Genomic DNA, 22794 nt, shown 5'->3' with positions numbered 1-22794 from the left:
CTCCCGCTGGGACGCTCGGAGCATGTCGGGTTCGGTCGGAGCACATCGCACGCGTCGTCACCGCGTCGCCGAGTGGGTCGCGCGGTACCTGCCGCTCGAGGTGCTCGGCACCGTCGCGGCGGTCGCCGGCTCCTGGGCGGCGTACGAGACGAGCGGCTCGATCGTGGTCGCCGCGGTCGCGGGCACCGTCGCCGAAAGCGTGGGCTACTACGCGCTCGTCGTCGTCCGCGGCGTCCGGGGCCACCTCGCGTCGCATCGGGTCGGGCGCATCCCCTCGCCCGCCGGCCGCGTGGTCGCCGCGGTCGCCCTGACCCTGCGCGGTATGCTCGCCGAGTTCGGTCCGGCCGAGGTGCTCGACACGCTCGTCGTGCGACCCGCCCTGCTCGTGGCGTCCGCCGCCTGGCTGGGGCCCGATCCGCGGGCCTGGCTCGTCGGCAAGCTCGCCGCCGACGCGGTCTTCTACGCGATCGCCATCGTCTCGTTCGAACTCGGGCGCCGGGTGATCCTCCCCGACGGCCGAACGGATGCCGCACCCGCCCGTCGCACGCGAGCGATCCGCGGGTCGGCGCCCCGGCCCGAGCTGGGGGTGGCGGTCCGATGAGCCTCCTCACCCGAACCGGCCCGCGGCGCACCATCACCGCGCCCCGCCCGGCGCCCGCGGACCCGCGGACCGAACCGCTCCCGCACCCCGGATCCGCGCGCAGCCCCGAGCGGTCGCGCCGCCCGGAGCGCCGCCGGCGCGACGCCGGGCCGATGCCCGAGCAGCCGCCGCACCGCGAGCTCGTCCGCCGCGACCTCGCCGCCGAGGCGCAGCGCATCCGCCTCGGGGACCTCGTCCGCGAGCACGCGTCGCCGTTGTTCGTCCTGGATCCGGCACGCGTGACCGATCAGCTCGCCGAGATCCGCCGGGAACTGCCCGGCGTCGGCATCCACTTCGCGACCAAGTCGCTGCCGCACCCCGCGGTAATCGACGCGGTCCACGCCTTCGGCGCGTCCTTCGAGGTCGCCTCGCGCGGCGAGATCGACCTGCTCGAGCGCCGGGGGGTCCCGATCGCCGGCTGCCTGCACACCCACCCCGTGAAGACGGTGGCCGACATCACGAGCGCGTACCTGCGCGGCATCCGCACCTTCGTCGTCGACAGCCCTTCCGAGATCGGGAAGTTCGCCGGACTCCCCTGCGGCGAGGTCGGCGTGCTCGTCCGGCTCTCGTTCCCGAACCCCGGCGCCAAGTCCGACCTCTCGTCGAAGTTCGGCGTCGCGCCGGAGCACGCCGCCGCGCTCGTCGAGCGCTGCCTCGCCGCACGCCTGCCGGTCCGCGGGTTCACGTTCCACGTCGGCAGCCAGACCACCTCGGCCGAACCGTGGCAGCGGGCGATCGCCGCGACGCTGCAGCTCATGCGCGACCTCGAATCGCGCCACGGCATCCGCTTCGAGCTGCTCGACCTCGGCGGCGGGTTCCCCGTCCCCTACGACGAGCCCGTGCCGTCCCTCGCCGAGCTCGCGCGCGGCATCCGCCCGGCCCTCGCGGCCGTGCCCCCGCACGTGCGCGTCGTCGTGGAACCGGGCCGATTCGTTTCGGCCCCCGCCATGATGCTCGTCACCCGGGTGATCGGGACGAACGATCGGCCGGACGGACGCTGGCACTACCTCGACGACGGGCTCTACGGCGCGTACTCGAACATCCCCGCCGAGGACGTGCACGCGCTCGTGTTCGCCGCCGCGGAGCTCGGCGTGCAGCGGATCGGCGACGACGCCGCCGATCGCGTCACGCGACGCGTCCTGACCCGCACGCGCGTGCCCGTCACGCTCGCCGGGCCCACGTGCGACAGCGTGGACGTGATCGCGCGAGGACTGCCGCTGCCGCCGCTCGCGGACGGCGACCTGCTCGTCTCCCCCATGATGGGCGCCTACACGTGGGCCACCGCGACCGGCTTCAACGGCATCGCGCCGACCCCCGTGCTGGTGCTCCCGGCGCCGCGCGACGCGTGACCGGCGGATGCCGCGAGCCCGAACCCGCGGCATCCGCTGGGTCACACGAGCGACTCCCGCCAGGCCGCGTGCAGCTTCGCGAACCGGCCCGACCCCGCGATGAGCTCGGCCGGCGAGCCGTCCTCGACGATGCGGCCGTGCTCCATCACGAGGACGCGGTCGGCGATGGCGACCGTCGACAGGCGGTGCGCGATGATCACCGCGGTGCGATCGGCGAGCAGGGTCTGCAGGCCCTCCTGCACCGCTCGCTCCGAGGGGATGTCGAGCGAGGACGTCGCCTCGTCGAGGATCAGGACGGCCGGGTCGGCGAGGAACGCGCGCGCGAACGAGATCAGCTGGCGCTGGCCCGCCGAGACGCGTCCGCCGCGCTTGTTCACGTCGGTGTCGTACCCGTTGGGCAGGCCCTCGATGAACTCGTGGGCGCCGACCGCCTTCGCGGCGGCGATGATCTCCTCCGGCGTCGCATCCGGCTTGCCCAGCCGGATGTTGTCGGCCACCGAGCCGGAGAACAGGTACGCCTCCTGCGTGACCATGACGATCGCGCGGCGCAGGTCCTTCGGGTGCAGTCGACGGAGGTCGACGCCGTCGAGCTCGACCACGCCGTCGCTCGGGTCGTAGAACCGCGCGATGAGCTTCGCGAGCGTCGACTTGCCCGCGCCGGTCGACCCCACCAGCGCGATCGTCTGCCCCGCGGGGATGTCGAGGTCGAACCTCGGCAGCACCATCCGCTCGGGGGTGTACGCGAACTCGACGCCCTCGAACCGCACGCGGCCGTCGGCCTTCCACAGGTCGACCGGGTCGCGCGGGTCGGGCACGCTCGGGTCCTCCTCGAGCACGCCCGAGATCTTCTCGAGCGCGGATGCCGCGGACTGGTAGCCGTTGTAGAACATCGCCATGTCCTCGAGCGGGTCGAAGAACCGGCGCGTGTACAGCAGGGCCGCGAGCAGCACGCCGATCTCGAGCTGTCCGTCGATGACCCGGAGGCCGCCCACGAGCAGCACGACGGCGACCGTGACGTTGCCGATCAGGATCAGCCCGGGGTCGTAGATGCCGAACAGCTGGATGACGCGCGCGTTGACGTCGCGGTAGTCCTCGACCAGCCGGCCGAACTCCTTCCGGTTGCGGCGCTCGGTGCGGAACGCCTGCACCGCGCGGATGCCCGTCATGGTCTCGACGAACTGCACGATGAGGTTCGCCGAGGCCGTGCGCGACCGGCGGAACAGGCGCTGCGAGCGCTGCTGGAACCAGCGCGTGAGCAGCGCCAGCGGCAGGATCGACGCGGCGAGCACGATGCCCGACACCGGGTCGAGCAGCACGAGCGCGATGCCCGTGAAGCCCATGTAGAGCGTGCCGCGGACGAGCGCGTTGACGCCCTCGTCGAGGAGCTCCCGGATGGCGTCGAGGTCGCTCGTCTGCCGCGAGATGATGCGGCCCGACGTGTACGACTCGTGGAACTCCAGCGACAGCTTCTGCGTGTGCAGGAAGATGCGCGTGCGCAGGTCGATGAGCACCGCCTGGCTGATGCGCGCCGCGAGCCGGATGTACCAGGCGATGAGGAACGCACCCACCACGCCGGTGAACAGGTACGCGAACCCGGCGAACCCGACCGGCACCCAATCGCCCTCGACGAGGGCGGGCAGACCCGTGTCGATGCCGTACGCGATGAGCGCGGGACCCGCGACCTGGGCGAGCGTCGAGACGAGCACCACGGCCATGGTGAGCCACAGCGTTCCCCGCACGGGGTGCAGGAGCGAGCGGAGCAGGCGCAGCGAGCGCTGGCGGATCTGCTTCGACTCGGCCTTGGTGAAATCGTGGCGTTCCTCGCCGGCGACACCGGTGACGGTCATCGTGCCACCTCCTCTCGTTCGGCCGGTTCCGTGTCGGCACCGTCGATGCGGTCGGCCGATCCGGTCGCGGCTCCGTCGATGCGGTCGGTCGTCCCGGCCTGCCGGCCGCGCTCCTCGTCCTCGAGGCTCGAGATGACGAAGCGGTAGTGGTCGCTCGTCGCGAGCAGCTCGGAGTGCGTGCCGACCGCGGTGATGCGCCCGTCCTCGAGCAGGGCGACCCGGTCGGCGAGCATGACCGTCGACGGCCGGTGCGCGACGATGAGGGCCGTGGTCGTCGCGAGCACGCCCTCCTCGCCGACCTTCGTGTCGATCCCGTCCGGCAGGCCGTGCGCGAAGCCGGCCTGCGCGATGCGCAGCGCCTCCTCGAGCACGCGCTCGGCCTCGGCGGCGACGGCGGGGTCGGCTGCCGCGTCGCCCGTGAGCTCGGGCCGGCCGAGCAGCACGTTGTCGCGCACCGACGCCGAGAACAGCGTGGCGTCCTCGAAGGCCATCGCGATGTGGCGGCGCAGTTCCTCGCGGCTGAGCGCGCGCACGTCGACGCCGTCGAGCTCCACCGCGCCGGCCGTGACGTCGTACAGGCGGGTCGCGAGCGCGGTCATCGTGGTCTTGCCCGAGCCGGTCAGGCCGACGAGCGCCATGGTCTCCCCCGGCCGCACGACGAGGTCGACGCCGTCGAGCAGGTCGCCGAACCGCTCGGGCGAGTCCTGGTAGCGGAAGTGCACGTCGCGGAACGCGAGCTCGCCGCGCGGCCGCTCGATCGACACGGGACGCTCCGGGTCGACGATGTCGTTCCGGCTGTCGATGATGTCGAAGTAGCGGTCGGTCGCCGCGCGCGCGTCGAGCGTGAACGCGAGCAGGAAGCCGATCGACTCGATCGGCCACGCGAGCACGCCCGCGGTCGCGAAGAACGCGACGAGCTCGCCCACCGTGAGCGTGCCCTGCGCGGCGAGCCATACGCCGAGCACGAGGCAGCCCGCGAGGGCGATCGCGGGGATCACGATGAGCCAAAACCAGATGGCCGCCTCGAGGCGCCCCTTCTCGAGCTCGGTCGAGCGCAGCGTCTCGGCCTGCGCGCGGAACGTCGTGAGCGCGTGCTTGCCGCGGCCGAACGCCTTCAGCACCCGGATGCCGTGCACCGACTCCTCGACCGCGGTCGCGAGGTCGCCCTGCTGGTCCTGGCTCCGCCGCGAGACCTCGGAGTAGCGCCCCTCGAAGCGGTAGCCCACGACCCAGAGCGGCAGCGACGCGACGAGGAACGCGAGTCCCAGCATCCAGTTCATCGAGACGAGGATGCCGATGCCGACGAGGATCACGATGAGGTTCACCGTGAGCAGCACGAGCCCGAACGACATCCAGCGGCGGATGAGGTTGAGGTCGCTCACGGCGCGCGAGAGCAGCTGGCCGCTCGGCCAGCGGTCGTGGAAGCTCACGGGCAGGTCCTGGAGCTTGGCGTAGAGGGTGTTGCGCATCGACGCCTCGACCCGCGTGCCCGGCTTCAGGACGAACCAGCGGCGGAGCGCCACGAGCAGCGCCTCGAGCACGCCGAGCCCGAGCACGAGCAGTGCGAGGGGCACGACGGATGCCGCGTCGCCCTCGGTGAGCGGACCGTCGACGATCGCCTGCAGCACCTGCGGGATGGACAGGGCGACGAGCTGCGCGGTGAGCGACGCCGCCATGCCCGCGAGGATCCACGGGATGGCGGGTCGCGCGTACGCGCGGAGCCGCAGCAGGGCCCGCACGGTGCCGACCCGGCGGTCATGGTGAGGGTGGGGCTGGGAATGCGTGGCGGTCACGCCGGATCCTTCCGGAGAGCGCGACGGGTCGCTGGTCGAGGACCTCGTCGATGGAGAAACGTGGAGGCGCACCGAGGCGCGCGAACGGCGGGGAGTCGCCCCCCGCGGGCAGGAGCCGGCGTCACGCCGGCACGACGGACCCGGTCGGGACTACCCGGCCAGGACCGTGGCGGACGTCGGAACGGCAGGACCGAACGCCGCGACCGTGCGGGCGAGAGTGTCGGTGGTCTGCATGTCGTCCTCCTGCGTCGTCGTCACGAACCCCTGACCGGCGGATGGTTCCCCGCGCGGCCAGCCCTTCAGGCTATGTGCAAGCCGGCATGGCGCGCAAGAGCCGGTTCTCGGTTACGCTGTCCCGACCCGACACGCGCCGGACTCCGGTGACCCCTGCTTCCCTCGCGCGTGGGGCCCGGACGATGAGGAGGTCGCGTGGCGACGACGCGCGTGCGATTCGCGCGCTCGCGAGCCCGATCGGGCGTGCTCGCGGGCGTCGCCGCGGTCGCGATGCTGCTCACCGCGCTGCTCGCGCTGGTCACGGCGATCCTCGTCACGGCGCCGACCTCGGGGGCGCGCGACGCGATCGCCGCGGCCGACGGCGCGGACGGCGCGGCGCGGTGGCAGACCCGGCTCGCCGATGACGCCGAGGCCCAGTCGGATGCCGCGGCGCGGGTGCTCGACCGATTCGTCTCGCCGTACGCCGCGACCTGGACGCGCTCGGTGCAGAGCGCGCCGCTCCCCCGCCTCGACGAGGCCGAGGGCGCACCCCGGGCGGTGCTGCTCGCCGACCCCGCCGTGCCCGGCCGGGCCGAGCTCGTCGAGGGCACGTGGCCGGACGACGCGGAGCCGGGCGACGGGGGGATCCCGGCCGATGCGCGACCCGCGGCTGTGCACGCCGACGCCGCCGCGGTCGCCGGTCTCGGGCTCGGCTCGCTGATCGAACTGGACGGCGCCCGCTTCGTCGTCGTGGGCACGTGGCGTCCGCTCGACCCCGCCGCTCCGGAGTGGGCGGGCGACCCGCTGCTGTCCTCCGGGGGCGACGGGGCGGCGTTCGGACCCGTGCTCGTCGACGAATCGGCGCTCGCCGAGGTCGACGGCGCCCTGCTGGTCCGCTGGACGGTCGTCGTCGATGGCGCGTCAGCCGACGCCGAGACGGTTGCGGCCCTCCGCGCCGCGTTCGCCTCCGTTGCGCCCGCGCTCGGCAACGAGCCCGAGCTCGGCACCGACGGCATCATCGAGAGCGGCCGGCTCGGGGCGACCCTCGATCGGCTGCTCGCGGGCCTCGGGTCGGTGCGCGCACTCGCACCGCTTCCCCTGCTGCTGCTCGGGGTGGCCGGACTCGTCGCGCTCGTACGCCTGGCCGCCCTGCTCGTGGCGGACCGGCGCGGCGAGACGACGCTCCTCCTCGCCCGCGGGGCCTCGCCCGGCACGCTGTCGCGGGACGCGGTGATCGAGGCGCTCGCGGTCGCGATTCCCGCCGCGGCCATCGGGGCGGTCGGCGGCGCCGTCGCGCTCGCGGCCGCCGCGCCGCTCGCCGCCGCGCAGCCCCTGCTCCCCTGGCTCGCGGCCGCCGGCGTCGTCGCCGTCGTCGTGGGCGTCCTCACCGGGACCGCGTGGACGGACGCCCGGCGGCCGGTCGTGCGCGGGTCGGGTGACGAGACGGGGCGCGCCCGGCGGGCGCTCGCCGCGGGCGGGGTCGTGCTCCTGGTCGCCCTGGCGGCCATCGCGCTGTGGCAGTTCCGCCTGTACGGGTCGCCCCTCGTCGTGTCGGCGTCCGGGGCGACGCAGGTGGATCCCCTCGCCTCGCTCGCGCCCGTGCTCGTGCTGCTCGCCCTCGCCGTCGCCGCGGTGGCGGTCGCCGGCGGAGCCGGTCGCGTGCTGGAACGGTGGGGCGCGACCCTTCCGGGACTCGTTCCGGCCCTGCCGGCCCGGCAGATCGCGCGTCGCACGCCGCTCTACGCGTCGGCCGTGCTCGTGCTCTCGTTCGCGGCCGGCGGCCTCGCGCTGACCGGCGCCGTCGACGGCTCGTGGCGGGCGTTCGACCGGGCGGCCGCGGCCGCCGAGCTCGGCGGAGAGGTGCGCGTCGCGCTCCCCGGCCGTTCGGTGGTGACCGGCGACGACGCCGCGACCGCCCTGGGCCGCGACCTCGCCGGACGCGCGGGCGTCCGGGCCGCGGTCCCGGTGTTCCGCGGCGAGGTCCGCGTCGGGTCGGATCCCGTCGACCTCGTCGCCCTGCCCGTCGACCGCTTGGAGGCCGCTGCCCCCGGTGCCGCCACCCAGCTGCCGTCTCGCGCGACCACCGAGTTCGCGTCGGCCGCGCGCGGTCCGGAGGCGCCGCCCGGTTCGGAGATCGTCGTCGACGTCGAGGTCGCCCCGGCGGCATCCGCGGTGCCCGCGGATGCGGACGAGCCGGTGACCGAGGGCGCGCCTCGCGCGGCCGTGGCCGTCTGGATGCTCGACGGGACCGGCATCGCCCACCGCGTCGATGCGGGCGCCGCCGACCCCGGGGTCCCGGTCGCCCTGGCCGCGACCGCGCCGGACGCCGAGGGACTCACGCTGCTGGGCGTGGAGGCGCGGCTGACCGGCGGATCGGGCGACCTGGTCGTCGGCGTCCGCGACGTGCGCGTCGACGGTCGGGCCACGGGGCTCGCCGGCGAGCTCGCCGTGTCGTCGACGGCGCCCGCGGACCGGCTCGCGGCGACCTCCACCGACGAGGCGGTTCCCGTCGTCGTCGACGAACGGATCGCCGCCCTCGCCGACGCCGAGCCGGGCGACCCGATCGAGTTCCGGATCCAGGCCGGCGGCGCGACGGTCCGTGCCGAGGTCGCCGACGTCGTTCCCGTCGTCGCCGGCGGGGAGCCCGGCATCCTCGCCGACCTCGCCGCGGTCGGCGCCGCGGCCTTCGCGGACGATGCCGGCGTCCCGCAGCACACCGAGTTCTGGCTCGCCGCCGACGACCCGGCGGCCGCTGCGGCGGCGCTCGTCGCCGACCGGAGCCTCGCGATCGACGTCGACACGCGCGCCGATGCGTCGAGCGCCGCGCTGGTCGAGCCGGCGCTCTCGGCGCTCTGGATCGGCGCCGCCGGGGCCGCCGGCTTCGCGCTCGTCGGCCTCGCCGGGCTCGCCGCGGCGCTCGGGAGCGCGCGTTCCGACGAGGTCGCGGTGCTCCGGGCGCTCGGCACGACGTCGCGCGGACAGGCCTCGGCCCGGCGCACCGAGCTCGCCGGGGTCGCCCTGACCGCCACGGTGATCGGCATCGCGATCGGCGTGGCCGTGGGGCTGCTGACGGCGCCCGACCTCGGCCGGGCGGCCGTGCCATCGGCGGCCCCGGGGCTCGCCGCCACGTACGCACCGACCTGGACCCCCTTCGCGCTCGGGCTCGCGGCCCTCGTCGCGGGCGCCCTCCTCGTCGCGGTCGCGGCGGCCCGAGAGGTCCGCGTGCGCGCGGGAAGCGCCCGACCGGGAGACGCGGACCGATGACCGCCCGACGCTCCCGCACCTCCGCCGCCGGACTCCTGCTCCGCCAGTGGGCCTCCGGCCCGCTGCCGTCGATCGCGGTCGCGCTGCTCGTGTGCGCCGCGGCCGCCCTCGCCATGGCGGTGCCGCGCGCGGTCGCGGCCGTGCACAGCGACGCGCTCGCGACACGACTGGCCGAGCGGCCGGCGGTCGAGCTCGACCTCACCGCGACCACGCCGCTCGGTCCCGACGCCGGGCCCTCCGTGCGCGGCACCTCCCTGAGCGAGGACGTCGAGGCCGTGTGGGGCGGGCAGGAGGAGCGCCTCCGCGCCATCCGCGACGCCCTGCCGCAGCCGCTGCGCGCCGCCACGGGCGACCCGATGGTGGTCGCCGTCTCGGGGCCCGTTCGCGCCGAGGTGCCGGGCGCGAGCCCCGCGAGTCCGGTCTACCGCATCCAGCCCGGCTTCGACCCGCGCCTCCGCGAGCACGTGCGGCTCGTGGAGGGCGCGTGGCCGGCGCCGCTTCCGGGACCGCTCGCCGAGCCCCGCGAGGAACCGATGGAGATCGTGCTCGCCCGGCCGGTCGCCGAGGACCTGCGCTGGACGATCGGCGAGGTCCGGAACATCGACTACAGCGGCATCCCGGTCGGGGTCCGGCTCGCCGGGACCGTCGAACCCGTCGACGCCGCCGCGGGATTCTGGACGCACGTGCCGACGGGCCTGCGGGCGTCGGTCGTCGACAACGGCCTCGCGCCGCCCGAGTACACGGCCGTCGGATGGCTGGACCCCGCGTCGTGGCCCGACTTCGCGCCGCTCGCGCTGGCGCTGCGGATGGACGCGTGGATCCCGATCGACGACGCGGGCATCCGCGCGGCGGACGCCCCGAGGATCGCGGCCCAGCTCGGCGAGCTCGCGAGCACCGAGCAGGTGCTCGGCTCCGGGCGGACCGTCGAGGTCACGCTCCCCGACGCGCCGCCGGGCACCTACGTGCCGTACCTCGCGGTGCGGACCGTGGGCGACGTCGGCTTCACCTCCGGGCTGCGCGACCAGCTCGACGCCGCGACGGCCGCGGCGGCATCCGTCGACACCGTGCTGGCCACCGTCGCGTCCGGGCCGCTCGGCGTCGCGATCGCCGTGCTCGTGCTCGCCGTCCAGGTCGTGTTCGAGCGCCGTCGGCCCGGCCTCGAGCTGGCGGCCGCGCGAGGCGCGTCACCGGCGCAGCTGCGCGGCGTCCTCGTGCTCGAGGGCCTCGCGATCGGCGTTCCGGCCGCTCTCGTCGGCGCCGCCGTCGGCATCGCGGCGACGCCGGAGGCGGATTCGGTCGCCGGCTGGCCGCTCGCGGCGGTGCTCGCGGCCACGCCCGCCGCCGTCCTCGTCGCGCGCGCGCCCGCGCTGAGTCCGCTGCGCCGCGCGAGAGCCGACCTCGGGACGTCGGGCGCCGGGCGCGCCCGCGTCGTCGTCGAGGCCCTCGTCGTCATCGTCGCCGTGGCATCCGTGATGCTGCTCCAGCAGCGGGGCACCGCGGGGTCGGCGAGCGTCGGCGTCGACCCGCTCCTCGCGGCCGCGCCCCTGCTGCTGGCGCTCGCCGCGTGCGTGCTCGTGCTCCGCGTGTACCCGCTGCCGCTCGCCGCGCTCGTGCGCCGGATGTCGCGCCGCCGCGACCTCGTCCCGTTCCTCGGCTCCGCGCGGGCCCTGCGCGACCCGAGCGCCGGCCTCGTGCCGGTGCTCGCCGTCGTGGTGGGCATGTCGGTCGCGGTCTCCTCGGCGGTCATGCTCTCGACGCTCGATGCCGGCACCGACACGGCGAGCGAGCGCCGGGCGGGGTCGGACCTGGTGGTGTCGGGCGTGCCCCTCACCCGCGCACAGCTCGAGGAGATGGGCGCGGCCCGAGGCGTCGCCGCCACCGCCCCGGTGTACTCCGCGAGGCCCGCCGTCCTCGAGGTCGATGGGAGGAACCGCCCGGTCGTGCTGGTCGTCGTCGACCGCGAGGAGCTCACGACGGTGCAGGAGGGCCGGTTCGACGCGCTCACGCTGCCGTCGGCGCTCGGCGACGAGGGCGACCCGATCCCGATCGTCGCGTCGGCCGCCGTGGCCGACTTCATGGCCGGCGGCGAGGACGTGGGGCTCGACGGCCGCGCGATCGACGTGGTCGCGACCAGCGAGTCCCAGAGCCCGTTCACGACCCGGGCGTCGTGGATGCTCGTCGACCGCGTGAACGCCGCGCCCTTCGTCGATTCGCTCGTGCCCCGCAGCGTGCTCGTCCGCCTCGCACCGGGCGCGGATCCCGCCAGGACCGGCGAAGCCCTCGCGGCGATCGCGGGCGAGGGCGCAGCGGTCACCGACGCTCGACGGCTGACCGAGGAGATCGCCTCGACGCCCGACGCGGGCGGGCTCCGGACCGGGCTCGTGGCGTCGATCGCCATCGCCGCGTTCCTCACCGCCCTCGCGCTCGCGCTCGCGCTGCTCGTCGGCCAGGCGGCCCGATCGAGGCTGCTGCCGCTGCTCGCGACGCTCGGCCTCGGCCGACGCGGCGAGCGCGCCATTGTCGCGTGGGAGATCGGCCCGGTCACCGCGGTCGCCGTCGTCGCGGGCGTGGTCCTCGGCATGACCGTCCCGATCGTGGTGCTCTCCGGTGTCGACCTCCGGGCGTTCACCGGCGGGGTCGAGGCGCCGGTCGTCGCCTACGACTGGGCGGTCATCGGGGCGGTGGTCGCGGCATCCGTCATCGTGTCGGCAGGCGCGGCGGTGACGGCGGCCCACATCGGCGGCCGGGTGAGCGCGGCCCGCGCCATGCGCAAGGAGGAGGAAGGCTGACCATGACGCAGTCCATCGCGGAACCGCACATCCTGTGCTCGGACCTCGTGCGCATCTTCAGCGCCGACGGCGTGGAGGTGCAGGCGCTCCAGGGCCTCAACCTGCGGATCGAGGCCGGCGAGCTCGTGGCGCTCATCGGCGCATCCGGATCGGGGAAGTCGACGTTGCTCACCATCCTCTCGGGCCTCGACACCGCCACCGCCGGTGTCGCCCGCGTGGCCGGCCACGACCTGCTCGGGATGGGCGCGCGCGAGCGCGTGGCCTACCGCCGGCGGACCGTCGGATTCGTCTGGCAGCAGACCTCGCGCAACCTCCTGCCCTACCTCACGGCGGCCGAGAACGTCGCCATGGCGATGGCCGTGGCCGGCGGCTCGCGGCGCGGGGCGCGCGCCGCGCGGGTCGCCGAGCTGCTCGACCTGCTCGACGTCGCGGCGGCCGCGGACCGGCGCCCCGCCGAGCTCTCGGGCGGAGAGCAGCAGCGCGTCGCGATCGCCGTCGCCCTCGCCAACGACCCGAAGGTGCTCCTCGCCGACGAGCCCACCGGCGAGCTCGACGAGGCGACGTCGGGCTCGGTGCTCGAGGCCATGCGCTCGGTGAACGAACGGCTCGGCGTGACGATGCTCATCGTCACCCACGACCCCTCGGTGTCGGAGCACGTGCGCCGCACGGTGCAGATCCGCGACGGGCGCACCTCCACCGAGGTGCTGCGCTCGACGCGCATCGACGAGCACGGCACCGAGCAGGCGATCGCCGAGGAGTTCGCGGTGCTCGACCGGGTCGGGCGGCTGCAGCTCCCCCACGAGTTCGTGACCGGGCTCGGCCTGCGCGATCGCGTGCGTCTCTCGCTCGAACCGGACCACGTGCAGGTGCGACCGGGCCACGACGGCGCCCTGCCGCCCGGCGGGGGCCGGCCCGCGCCATCCGCGCTCGCGACGGACGACGACGACCTCGAGGAGGCACGATGACCACCCTGCGAGCCGATGCGGTGACCCGCGTCTACGAGGGCCGCGCCGGCGCGATCACCGCCGTCGACGCCGTGTCGCTCGAGGTGCGCCCGGGCGAGCTCGTCGTGGTCACGGGGCGCTCGGGCGCGGGCAAGACGACCCTGCTGAACCTGCTCGGCGGGCTCGATCGGCCCACCGCCGGCCGGGTGGTGCTCGGCGACGACGACCTGTCGCACCTCGACGACGACGCGCTGGCCGCGGTCCGGCGCGACCGCGTGGGCTACGTGTTCCAGTCGTTCGGACTCATCCCCGTGCTCTCGGCGGCCGAGAACGTCGAGGTGCCGCTGCGGCTGCAGCGCGTCCCCGCCGCCGAGCGCGAGGCGCGCGTGGCCGACGCGCTCGAGGTCGTGGGACTCGCCGGGCACGCGGCGCAGCGCCCCTACGAGCTCTCGGGCGGGCAGCAGCAGCGCGTCGGCATCGCCCGCGCGCTCGCCGCCCGACCGTCGGTGCTGCTGGCCGACGAGCCCACGGGCCAGCTCGACAGCGGCACGGCCGCGACCGTGATGCGCCTCATCACCGAGCTCGTGCACGCGCGGGGCGTCGGCGCGGTGGTCACCACGCACGACCCGAACCTCGTGCAGCGCGCCGACCGGGTGGTCGAGCTGCACGACGGCCGCGTCACTCGCGTCAGCGCACCCTGACCGACAGGCAGGTGACGCAGCCCTCGAGCTTCTCGAACTCGCTGATGTCGACCGTCACGACGCGGTAGCCGAGATGCGACAGGAGCTCGGCCGTGCGCGGCGCGGACGCCGACATGAGCAGCGTCTCGTCGGAGAGGAGCACGACCGCGACGCCCTCGGGCTCGGGCACGGCGAGGAACCGCGGGAACAGCGAGGTCGTCTCGAGCAGGCCGGGGTAGCCGATGACGGTTCCGTCCGGCAGTGCGGTGGCGGCGCTCTTCAGGTGCAGCGCCTTCGTCATCGGGACCGCCACGACCGTGTAGCCCCGAGGCGTGAGGATCCCGCGGAGCTGGCGGATGCCCTCGGCGTTGGTGCGCGTCGAGGCGCCGACGTAGACGGTGCCGCCGACCTTGAGCACGTCACCGCCGTCGAGGGTGCCCGGTGCGGCGATGCGCGCCACCGAGACGCCCTGGATCGCGCGGACGGCTCGCTCGACGGCCTCGACCTCGGGCTTGCGCGAGTCGGCGCCGGGGTTCGCGAGCACGGCGAGGTCGTCGAAGAACACCACGGTGTCCTCGATGAAGACCGAGTCGGGCAGGTCGGGGGCGGCGTCGACCTCGACCGTCTCCCATCCCTCGGCGACGAGCGCGGCGCAGTAGTCGTCCCACTGCTCGTCGGCACGGGCGCTGTCGACCGGTCGGCGCTCGAGGTGGGTGAGCTCGCCGTCGGCGAGGTTCGAGGCGGGGATCCGCACGAGCGCGACCCGCCGCTGCGGCCGGCGGGGTCGGTGCCGGAGCACCGCGCGCTCGACCCGCGGAGCCAGGAACGTCTCGCCGAGGACCGCCGCGACGATGAAGACGAGGTTGATGCCGACGAGGGAGCCCAGCACGACCGAGAAGACCTGGCCGGTGACCTCGATGCCTCGCGCGAGGACGTTCGTGCTCGCGGCGAGGAGTGCGGCGAGCACGGCCGAGGTGAGGCCGGCGAGCGCGGCGAGGAACCACGCGCGCAGCGCGCCGGCGGCGTTCGCGACGCAGAGGAGCGCCCACAGCGCGAGCGCCGCGAGCGAGAAGTACGCGACCGCCTGGCCGACCACGGCCGGGTTCTGCCCCTGTGCGAGCGAGGTCGCGAGCACGCCCGCCGCGAACGCGACGAGGGCGACCGCCGCGGCCGACGCGATCGCCGCGATGCTCCGCCGGGCCACGGACGCCTGCGAGGGGGTCCGATCGGGGACGGCGGGCAGGCGGATCGCGGGGGGCGTCGTCATGGCGCCAGCCTATCGGGGGCGCGGACTCGCCCGCCGCCGGGCCGTCGTCGTGCGACGACGCCTCAGCGGCGGGCGATCCTCGTGCGACGACGCCTCAGCGGCGGGCGAGGGTCCGCGCCGGCCCGGCGCGGCGGGCCCGGTGGCTCAGCGCGCGGCGGCCAGGCGGGCCTCGGCGATGCGCTCGGCGGCCTCCAGCGTCGTGATGCCCGCCTCGTCGGCGTCGCGCAGCACGGCCGCCACGACGCCGCCGATGCCGGCGATGCGCTGGTCGAGCTCGTCCTGCCCGATGCCCGGGGTCGAAGCCAGGTCGAGGTACACCACGCCGCCGGCGTTCACGACGAAGTCGGGCGCCCAGGCGATGCCCCGTGCGCGGAGGCTGCGCGCGACGTCGCGCTCGGCGAGCTGGTTGTTCGCGGCGCCCACGACCGCGCGGACGTGCAGCTCCTCGACCACCTGCGGCGTCAGCACCCCGCCGAGGCCGCACGGCACGAACACGTCGGCCTCGACGCGGTGCGCGTCGGCGGGCTCGACCCACGCGGCGCCGAGCTCTTCGGCCAGTGCGCGCTTCGAGGTCGCGACATCCGTCACCGTGAGGCGTGCGCCGCCGGCGGCCAACGCGCGCGCGAGGCGTCCGCCCACCTGGCCGAGCCCGGCGACCACGAAGTGCCGGCCGGCGACGTCGCGCGATCCGAACACGTGGTCGAGCGTCGCGAGGATGCCGGCGTGGACGCCCGCGGCCGTGGCGTCGGCGGGCTCGCCGACGCCGCCCTGCTCGGCCGGCAGGCCGCACACATGCTCGGTGCGCTCGTGCACGACGGCCATGAGCTCGGCGCTCGTGCCGACGTCTTCAGCCGTCATGTAGGCGCCGTCGAGCGACTCGACGGCGTCGCCGAGGTCGAGCATGGCGTCGTGGCGACGGGCCTCGTCGAGCGTGACTCCGGCGGGGATGCACACGACGGACTTGCCGCCGCCGCGGGCGAGGCCAGCGGCGGCGTTCTTGAGGGTCATCGCCTGCGAGAGGCGGAGGGCGTCGGCGAGCGCGTCGGTCCAGTGCTCGTAGTGCCAGACGCGGGCGCCGCCGAGGGCCTGGCCAAGGGCGGTCGAGTGCACCGCGACGATGATGGTGAGGCCCGAGCGCGGACCGCGCGTGATGAGCACGCGCTCGTGGTCGGGTGCGTCGAGGGGAAGTGCGGCGTGGACCTCTGCGGAGGGTGCCGGGTCGTGCGTGATCGTCATCGATCGTTCTCCTTGTTCATCGCCTTGTGGGCGCGGCGGTGCGGGCGCTTCGTGGGCGCCCTTCACCCCAAGGGTACTCCCGAGCGGATGCCGCTTCGGGCACCCTTGACGCGGCGGGGCGTCAGTGGAAGAAGTGCCGTTCGCCGGTGAAGTACATCGTCACGCCGGCGGCCGTCGCGGTGGCGACGACCTCCTCGTCGCGCACCGATCCGCCGGGCTGGACGACGGCCTTCACGCCGGCGTCGAGGAGGATCTGCAGCCCGTCGGCGAACGGGAAGAAGGCGTCGGATGCCGCGACGGAGCCGGCCGCGCGCTCCCCCGCCCGCTCGACCGCGAGCTTGCACGAGTCGACGCGGTTGACCTGCCCCATGCCGACGCCCACCGAGGCGCCGCCGGAGGCGAGCAGGATCGCGTTGGACTTCACGGCACGGCACGCGCGCCACGCGAAGGCGAGGTCGGCGAGCGTGGCCTCGTCGGCGGGCTCGCCGGCGACGAGGGTCCAGTCGCCGGCATCCGCGAAGGCCCGGTCGGCCTGCTGCAGCAGCAGGCCGCCCGACACCTGACGGATCTCGACCGCGGGCGGTTCGAAGCCGGCGGGCAGTTCGAGCAGCCGGAGGTTCTTCTTCTGCGTGAGCACGTCGAGCGCCGCGGGCTCGAAGCCGGGCGCGACGAGCACCTCGGTGAAGATGCCCGCCACCGTCTCGGCCATCTCGCGCGTCACCGAGCGGTTCGCGGCGATGACGCCGCCGAACGCCGAAACCGGGTCGCACTCGTGCGCGCGGCGGTGCGCATCGGCGATGGCGTCGGCCGCCTCGGATGACGCGACGGCGATGCCGCACGGGTTGGCGTGCTTGATGATCGCCACGGCGGGCGCCTCGAAGTCGTACGCGGCCCGCACCGCGGCATCCGCGTCGACGTAGTTGTTGTACGACATCTCCTTGCCGTGGTGCTGCACGGCCTGGGCGATGCCCGGCCGGCCGCCGACCGCGGAGTAGCGCGCCGCCTTCTGGTGGGAGTTCTCGCCGTACCGGAGGTCGGCGTCCTTGGTCCAGGCCGCGCCCACCCACGCCGGGAACGGCGACTCGTCGACCGCCTGGTCGGGTGCGACGACGCTGCCCATCCACGACGCGACGGCGATGTCGTAGCTCGCGGTATGGCGGAACGCCTCGCGCGCCAGGTCGCGCCGCTGGGCGAGGGTGGTGCCGCCGGCGCGGACGGCCGAGAGGACCTCGTCGTAGCGATCGGGCGAGACCACGACGGCGACGTTGGCGTGGTTCTTCGCCGACGCGCGCACCATGGCCGGGCCGCCGATGTCGATCTGCTCGACCACGGCGTCGGGCTCGGCTCCCGACGCGACCGTCTCGACGAACGGGTAGAGGTTCACGACGACGAGCTCGAACGGCTTGATGGCCAGTTCGGCGAGTTCGCGCTCGTGGCTCTCGAGTCGGAGGTCGGCGAGCAGGCCCGAGTGGACGCCCGGGTGCAGCGTGCGGACGCGCCCGTCGAGGTGCTCCGGGTAGCCGGTGACCTCGGCCACCTGCGTGACCGGCAGGCCCGCGTCGGCGATGGCCTTCGACGTGCCGCCGGTGGAGACGATCTCGACGCCCGCCTCGACGAGCGCCGCGGCGAGGTCGACGAGGCCCGTCTTGTCGCTCACGGCGATGAGCGCACGCCGCACCGGGACGAGGTCGCGTTCGCGGTACAGGCTCGGGTCGATGCTGGCTCCGCTCATCGGGCGAGCTCCTTCAGGTCGAGGTGCGAGTTGGCGATGTCGAGCACGGTCTGGATCAGCAGGCGGCGCTCGACGGGCTTGATGCGGTCGTGGAGGGTGGTCTCGGTGTCGCCCGGCAGCACGGGCACGCGCTCCTGCGCGATGATCGGCCCGCCGTCGACGGAGTTGTCGACCACGATGAGGCTCGCACCGGTCTCGGTCACGCCCGCGGCGAGCGCGTCGCGCACGCCGTGCGCCCCGGGGAACTCGGGCAGGTAGGCGGGATGCGTGTTGATGAGGTGCGGGCTGAACGCGTCGACCACGGCGGGCGGCACGAGCCGCATGAGCCCGGAGAGGATGACCAGGTCGGGCTGCCAGCGCCGCACCTGCTCGATGAGGGCCTCGCCCCACTCGTCACGGGAGTCGTAGGCGGTGAACGGCACGGTGAAGGCCGGGATCCCGAACTCCTCGCCCAGCCCCAGCCCCTCGCAGTCGCGGTCGGCGCCGATGGCGACGACGCGAGCGGGGAACTCTGCGTCCTCCGACGCCTCGAGCAGCGCGCGGAGGTTCGATCCCGTGCCCGAGATCAGCACGACGAGCTTCAGCACCCTACGAGGGTACCGGTCGGCGGACGCCGCCCTCGGCCACGTGACCGCCGCGCCGGCGCCCGTGCACCTACCCGACGGGCGACGGGTCCTCGACCCACGGCTCGCGCGGGGCGTCGACCATCGCGTTCCGGGCGCGTGCCCGCGCAGCGAACACCCCTGCGAGCGCCCCGACGCCCACGCTCGCCGCCGCCGCCGCAGCCACGAGCAGCGCGTCCGGTCCGACCTCGGCGAGCCGGCCCGGACCGGCGGCCCCACCGGACCACGCCGCGAACACCCCGAGCAGCGCCCCCGCGACCACGCCCGAACCGAGCCCGACGACGAGGGTCGTCCACCAGGGCGCCTCCTCGTGCACCGGGACGGATGCCGCGACGGCGATCGCGCCCGCGAACCCGAGCAGCACGGGCAGCGCGAGCCACAGCACCCCGAGCGGGGCGCCCTCGGGCGGCAGCGCCCCGAGCAGCGGCAGGCCGGGGACCGGACCGATGAGCGTGACGGCGGGCGACACGGTGGTGCCGGCGCCGAGCGCGAAGCCGGGGCCGAGGATCCAGGCCGCGCCCCACATCACGAGGTTCGGCACGAGGGCGAGCTGGACCATGGTGATCGTCGCATCGCCGTCGACGCCCGCGCCGAGCGTCTGGTAGAGCCCGACGATGGTGGCGTGGTCGAGCACGATCCGGACGACCACCAGGAGCGCGGCGACCGCGATGACGCCGAACGCCGCGCCGACCCCGACCCGGACCGCGGTGCGCACGCCGTCGACCGCGACCCGCGGCAACCGGTCCACCCAGCCGCGGACGACGCTGGTCGTGGCATCCGTCGCCCACCCGAGGCGGGCGAAGGCGCGGGCGATGCCGACGAGCGTCCCGGCCGCCATGACGAGGGCCGGCAGCACCGCCGACTGCCACGGGGACGGCACCGCGGCCTCGGTGGCGGCGAGCGCACCCATCACCCCGCCGAGGATCCCGACGGTCACGACGGCCGCGGCGGCGCCCACGACGGGGTTGCCGCCCTGCGTCGCCCGCCGACCGATGCGGAGCGCGAAGGCGAACGTGAGCACGGCGAAGCCGAGCAGCGGCAGCGTCACGGTGAACGCCTCGTCGGCGCCGGGCAGCCCGACGGTCGCGGCGGTCACCGCATCGAGCCGGACCGTGACGTCGACGCCGTGCCCGAGCAGCCACAGGTCGCCGGCGACGCGGAAGAACACGTCGATGGGCGCGGCGAGCTCGAACGCGATCGCCCAGAGGAGCATGAGCGGCACGAGGGCCACGCCGTACCCGATGAGCGTCGACACCGACGCCTCGAGGGCGGCCAGCAGGGCGATCGTCGTGCGTCTCATCGCACTCGACCTTAATGCGCTGCGACGGGATCAGCCCGCAGGACGTGCGGAATCGATGCGACCCAGGGCCGCCCGGGCGTCGGCGTCCGCCTCGGCGATCGCCTCGCCGTAGGGGGCGCCGGTGGTCGCGGCGTCGGCGACGGCGTCGTCCGCCTCCCCCGCCGGCGGTCGGCGCAGCAGCTCGACGAGCGCGACGGCCAGCAGGGCGAGCACGACGGTCCACACCACGGTCGATACCTGGATCGGGCGGTTGAACAGCAGGACGAGCGAGGCCACCACCGCGATCACGACGTAGGCCCCCACGCGATACCGGTGCAGCGCGACCCCGAACCGTCCCGTCGTGACCCCGCGCCGTTCGCCGGCCCGCCGCACGGCGCCGAACGCGTCGTCGGCCATGCCGCGCGCCGTCCGGGCCGGGCGCCACGGGCCCGACAACCACGCGATGAGCGCGATCGCGATGGCCAGCACGGTGAGCGCGACGAGCGTCGAGACCATGAGCTCGGTGAGCCCGCCGTAGATCGCCTCGGCGGCGCCGGCGGGCATGATCGACGGACTCACGGTCGCGACGAAGAACAGCCGTCCCGTGCCGAAGCCCGCGAGGGTGAGCAGCATCGCGACGGCCAGGCCCGCCGCGGTCCAGACGAGGGCGGCGCTGCGCCGCTTGGCGACGAGGACGCCCGCAGCGAGGAGCACCAGCACCAGCACCGGCAGCCACGTGCCGACCGCGACGGCCAGTGCGTACACGGTCTGGACGAGCACGAGCGAGTCCACCTTCGCCACCACGACGCTCCGCTCGATGACGGGGATCGCCGAGGCGAAGTCGACGCCGCGGTCCGCCAGCCGCGACTTCACCTCCTCGATGATGGGACCGAGCTGCACCGACAGGCTGCCGTCGTCGCCGATCGCGAGCGCGGCATCCGGATCGCCCTGCAGCGCCGCGATGAACTGCCGGTGGCTGCCGCGCAGGGCGGCCGTCCAGACGTCCTCGAACGCCTCGGAGGTCACCACCCGGTCGACGGTCTGCCGGAGCAGCGAGCTGAGGCCCTGGGCGGCCGGACCCTCGAGCAGGCCGAGCGCCTGCTCGGCGCGCGGCGGCAGGTCGAGCGACCGGATGCCGTCGAACACGTCGGCGGTGAGCTGCGGGATGTCGACCTGCTCCTCGATCGCGTCGACCACCTGATCGCCGATGAAGGCCTGCACGGCGGGGTCCTCGCCGAGCGGCGCGAACGTGGCGACGAAGCGGTCGGTGTCGACCAGTTGCAGCCTCGCCCACGCGCTGACCACCGCGACGGGCGCCAGCAGCAGCCCGAGGAGGACGAGTGCGACCGCGGCGACGGTGCGCCCCCGTCGACGCCTGGGACGGACCGGCGGTGCGCCGCCCGGCGGCGCGGCATCCGTCGGCGCCGCCGCCCTCAGCCGTGCGTTCTCAGCCTCGAGGCGGGCGATCTGCGCCCTCAGGTCGTCGGCAGCGGCCGTCGCGTCGCTCATCGCGTGCTCCCGTCATGCGTCCCCTGGCGCCGACGCTACCGGCCGGTCCCGTGCGCGAGGGGACGATGGTCCCGTGATTCGGATGCCGCGCCGGCGCTCAGTGCACGAACGCCTTCAGCAGCATCATCGCCAGCCCGAACCCGGCCGTGGCGAGCGACCCGGCCACCTGCATGAGGGGACTGGCGCCGCGGCGGCGGAACGCGACGAAGCCGAGCACCGCGAGCACGACCACGCCCGCCCACAGCGCCGCCCACAGCGCGACCGCATCAGGAACGGCCCGCGTCGCCCCGAGCAGCAGGATCACCGACGGGATGAGCGCCGAGACGAGCAGCCCCAGCGAGCGTCGGAACGAGATGCGGAACGCCTCGCGCAGCCCGACCATGCGGTGGTCGTCCATGCCGTGGTGCGCGACCGTCCCGGCGTACACGTGCGCCGCCCAGAAGACCAGCACGGTGACGACGACGGTGACGAACGTCGTCCACGAGCTGTCGCGATGGCCCCCCGCGACGACGATCATGCCCGACACGAGGAGGACGCCGTACACCGACTCCTCGGTGACGAAGCTCGCCCGCAGGAGGTGCACGGCGCCGCGGGGCTCGGTCATGGGACCATGCTGCCACGCCGACGGCCCCGCCGGCATCGCCGACGGGGCCGTCAGGTGCGGTGCGCGAGCCGGGCGATCCCGCCCGGCCGCGGCATCCGCTCGCTACGCGTTCAGCGCCTCGTACACCTCGCGCAGCAGGCGCGCGGTCTCGGACGGCGTCTTGCCGACCTTCACGCCGGCGGCCTCGAGGGCCTCCTTCTTCGCCTGCGCGGTGCCGGCCGAGCCGGACACGATCGCGCCCGCGTGACCCATGGTCTTGCCCTCGGGCGCGGTGAAGCCCGCGACGTAGCCGACGACCGGCTTCGTGACGTTGGCCTTGATGAAGTCGGCGGCCCGCTCCTCGGCGTCGCCGCCGATCTCGCCGATCATGACGATCGCCTTGGTCTCGGGGTCGGCCTCGAACGCGGCGAGCGCGTCGATGTGCGTGGTGCCGATGATGGGGTCGCCGCCGATGCCGATCGCGGTCGAGAAGCCGAGGTCGCGCAGCTCGTACATCATCTGGTAGGTCAGCGTGCCCGACTTCGAGACGAGGCCGATCGGGCCCTTGCCCGTGATGTTCGCCGGGGTGATGCCGACGAGCGACTCACCGGGGCTGATGATGCCCGGGCAGTTCGGCCCGATGATGCGGGTCTTCTCGCCCTTCTGCTTGGCGTAGGCCCAGAACTCGGCCGAGTCCTGCACCGGGACGCCCTCGGTGATGATGACGAGGAGCGGGATCTCGGCGTCGATGGCCTCGACGACGGCGTCCTTCGTGTAGGCGGGCGGCACGAACGCGATCGACACGTCGGCGCCGGTCTGCTCGATCGCCTCCTGCACGGTCGCGAAGACGGGCAGCTCGACGGGGTTGCCGTCGGCGTCCTTGTGCAGCACCGTCGTGCCGGCCTTGCGGGCGTTGACGCCGCCGACGACCTGGGTGCCCGCGGCGAGCATGCGCGCGGTGTGCTTCGAGCCCTCGCCGCCGGTGATGCCCTGGACGATGACCTTGGAGTCCTTGTTCAGAAAGATGGTCATTGCTCTCGAATCCT

16 protein-coding genes are annotated in these 22794 nt (G+C 74.8%); 6 read left to right on the top strand and 10 right to left on the bottom strand.

All coding sequences use genetic code 11. The features are described 5' to 3' along the window. The first annotated feature begins 22 nt into the window (after window positions 1-22). Both M1L56_RS10435 and M1L56_RS10430 read left to right on the top strand, forming a co-directional pair. Complete coding sequence (locus M1L56_RS10435) at window positions 23-601, top strand: hypothetical protein (protein ID WP_248599186.1); 579 nt, start codon at window positions 23-25, stop codon at window positions 599-601. Window positions 602-753: 152 nt separating this feature from the next. Then, window positions 754-1989, top strand: a complete 1236-nt coding sequence (locus M1L56_RS10430) for a type III PLP-dependent enzyme (RefSeq protein WP_248599185.1) — start codon at window positions 754-756, stop codon at window positions 1987-1989. Window positions 1990-2030: 41 nt separating this feature from the next. On the opposite strand, the gene M1L56_RS10425 is transcribed toward M1L56_RS10430, so the two are convergent. Both M1L56_RS10425 and M1L56_RS10420 read right to left on the bottom strand, forming a co-directional pair. Further along, window positions 2031-3836, bottom strand: a complete 1806-nt coding sequence (locus M1L56_RS10425; RefSeq protein WP_248599184.1) for an ABC transporter ATP-binding protein — start codon at window positions 3834-3836, stop codon at window positions 2031-2033. Further along, entirely contained in the window at window positions 3833-5629 is a 1797-nt protein-coding gene (locus M1L56_RS10420) for an ABC transporter ATP-binding protein (protein WP_374256498.1), read from the bottom strand. The genes M1L56_RS10425 and M1L56_RS10420 overlap by 4 nt, the downstream gene beginning before the upstream one ends. Window positions 5630-6058: 429 nt before the next feature. Between M1L56_RS10420 and M1L56_RS10415 the strand changes: the two genes are divergently transcribed. Genes M1L56_RS10415 through M1L56_RS10400 form a run of 4 tightly spaced genes read left to right on the top strand, consistent with a single transcriptional unit; the run spans window position 6059 to window position 13540 of the window. Further along, window positions 6059-9106 (top strand): FtsX-like permease family protein, encoded by a 3048-nt coding sequence (locus M1L56_RS10415; protein ID WP_248599183.1) that lies wholly within the window; start codon window positions 6059-6061, stop codon window positions 9104-9106. After that, the gene (locus M1L56_RS10410) at window positions 9103-11895 is read left to right on the top strand and encodes an FtsX-like permease family protein (RefSeq protein ID WP_248599182.1); all 2793 of its coding nucleotides are present in this window, start codon (window positions 9103-9105) and stop codon (window positions 11893-11895) included. The genes M1L56_RS10415 and M1L56_RS10410 overlap by 4 nt, the downstream gene beginning before the upstream one ends. Before the next feature lie 2 nt (window positions 11896-11897). Continuing rightward, window positions 11898-12860, top strand: coding sequence for an ABC transporter ATP-binding protein (locus M1L56_RS10405; RefSeq protein ID WP_248599181.1), 963 nt, complete (start codon window positions 11898-11900; stop codon window positions 12858-12860). Further along, entirely contained in the window at window positions 12857-13540 is a 684-nt protein-coding gene (locus M1L56_RS10400; protein WP_248599180.1) for an ABC transporter ATP-binding protein, read from the top strand. The genes M1L56_RS10405 and M1L56_RS10400 overlap by 4 nt, the downstream gene beginning before the upstream one ends. On the opposite strand, the gene ddaH is transcribed toward M1L56_RS10400, so the two are convergent. The 8 genes from ddaH to sucD all read right to left on the bottom strand — a co-directional run bounded on the left by ddaH (window position 13527) and on the right by sucD (window position 22780). Beyond that, the gene (gene ddaH / locus M1L56_RS15940; protein ID WP_282573485.1) at window positions 13527-14786 is read right to left on the bottom strand and encodes a dimethylargininase; all 1260 of its coding nucleotides are present in this window, start codon (window positions 14784-14786) and stop codon (window positions 13527-13529) included. The two genes, M1L56_RS10400 and ddaH, sit on opposite strands and share 14 nt — an antisense overlap. A 144-nt stretch (window positions 14787-14930) precedes the next feature. After that, on the bottom strand, window positions 14931-16022 hold the full coding sequence (locus M1L56_RS10390; RefSeq protein WP_248599179.1) for a Glu/Leu/Phe/Val dehydrogenase dimerization domain-containing protein: 1092 nt from the start codon (window positions 16020-16022) through the stop codon (window positions 14931-14933). Window positions 16023-16143: 121 nt separating this feature from the next. After that, on the bottom strand, window positions 16144-17754 hold the full coding sequence (gene purH / locus M1L56_RS10385; RefSeq protein WP_248599178.1) for a bifunctional phosphoribosylaminoimidazolecarboxamide formyltransferase/IMP cyclohydrolase: 1611 nt from the start codon (window positions 17752-17754) through the stop codon (window positions 16144-16146). After that, window positions 17751-18341, bottom strand: coding sequence for a phosphoribosylglycinamide formyltransferase (gene purN / locus M1L56_RS10380; RefSeq protein ID WP_067945049.1), 591 nt, complete (start codon window positions 18339-18341; stop codon window positions 17751-17753). The genes purH and purN overlap by 4 nt, the downstream gene beginning before the upstream one ends. Before the next feature lie 67 nt (window positions 18342-18408). Continuing rightward, window positions 18409-19677 carry a DUF6350 family protein gene (locus tag M1L56_RS10375; RefSeq protein WP_248599177.1) on the bottom strand — a complete coding sequence of 423 codons (1269 nt, stop codon included), beginning with the start codon at window positions 19675-19677 and terminating at the stop codon, window positions 18409-18411. A 30-nt stretch (window positions 19678-19707) separates the two neighbouring features. Further along, window positions 19708-21165, bottom strand: coding sequence for a hypothetical protein (locus tag M1L56_RS10370; protein ID WP_248599176.1), 1458 nt, complete (start codon window positions 21163-21165; stop codon window positions 19708-19710). A gap of 97 nt (window positions 21166-21262) precedes the next feature. Beyond that, complete coding sequence (locus M1L56_RS10365) at window positions 21263-21769, bottom strand: hypothetical protein (protein ID WP_067945043.1); 507 nt, start codon at window positions 21767-21769, stop codon at window positions 21263-21265. A gap of 102 nt (window positions 21770-21871) precedes the next feature. Continuing rightward, window positions 21872-22780: a succinate--CoA ligase subunit alpha gene (sucD, locus tag M1L56_RS10360; RefSeq protein WP_067945041.1), complete on the bottom strand. Its 909-nt coding sequence runs from the start codon at window positions 22778-22780 to the stop codon at window positions 21872-21874. Window positions 22781-22794: the final 14 nt, after the last annotated feature.

This window comes from Agromyces sp. C10, from assembly GCF_023217995.1.
Lineage (GTDB): Bacteria > Actinomycetota > Actinomycetes > Actinomycetales > Microbacteriaceae > Agromyces > Agromyces indicus.
This window is presented reverse-complemented; position numbering and strand designations above follow the sequence as displayed.

Bases quoted from the DNA above. Each gene is read 5' to 3' on its own strand.
- M1L56_RS10435 (WP_248599186.1), top strand. From the start codon at position 23: ATGTCGGGTTCGGTCGGAGCACATCGCACGCGTCGTCACCGCGTCGCC.
- M1L56_RS10430 (WP_248599185.1), top strand. From the start codon at position 754: ATGCCCGAGCAGCCGCCGCACCGCGAGCTCGTCCGCCGCGACCTCGCC.
- purH (WP_248599178.1), bottom strand. From the start codon at position 17,754: ATGAGCGGAGCCAGCATCGACCCGAGCCTGTACCGCGAACGCGACCTC.
- M1L56_RS10400 (WP_248599180.1), top strand. From the start codon at position 12,857: ATGACCACCCTGCGAGCCGATGCGGTGACCCGCGTCTACGAGGGCCGC.
- M1L56_RS10365 (WP_067945043.1), bottom strand. From the start codon at position 21,769: ATGACCGAGCCCCGCGGCGCCGTGCACCTCCTGCGGGCGAGCTTCGTC.
- sucD (WP_067945041.1), bottom strand. From the start codon at position 22,780: ATGACCATCTTTCTGAACAAGGACTCCAAGGTCATCGTCCAGGGCATC.
- M1L56_RS10370 (WP_248599176.1), bottom strand. From the start codon at position 21,165: ATGAGCGACGCGACGGCCGCTGCCGACGACCTGAGGGCGCAGATCGCC.
- M1L56_RS10405 (WP_248599181.1), top strand. From the start codon at position 11,898: ATGACGCAGTCCATCGCGGAACCGCACATCCTGTGCTCGGACCTCGTG.
- M1L56_RS10410 (WP_248599182.1), top strand. From the start codon at position 9,103: ATGACCGCCCGACGCTCCCGCACCTCCGCCGCCGGACTCCTGCTCCGC.
- ddaH (WP_282573485.1), bottom strand. From the start codon at position 14,786: ATGACGACGCCCCCCGCGATCCGCCTGCCCGCCGTCCCCGATCGGACC.
- M1L56_RS10425 (WP_248599184.1), bottom strand. From the start codon at position 3,836: ATGACCGTCACCGGTGTCGCCGGCGAGGAACGCCACGATTTCACCAAG.
- M1L56_RS10390 (WP_248599179.1), bottom strand. From the start codon at position 16,022: ATGACGATCACGCACGACCCGGCACCCTCCGCAGAGGTCCACGCCGCA.
- M1L56_RS10375 (WP_248599177.1), bottom strand. From the start codon at position 19,677: ATGAGACGCACGACGATCGCCCTGCTGGCCGCCCTCGAGGCGTCGGTG.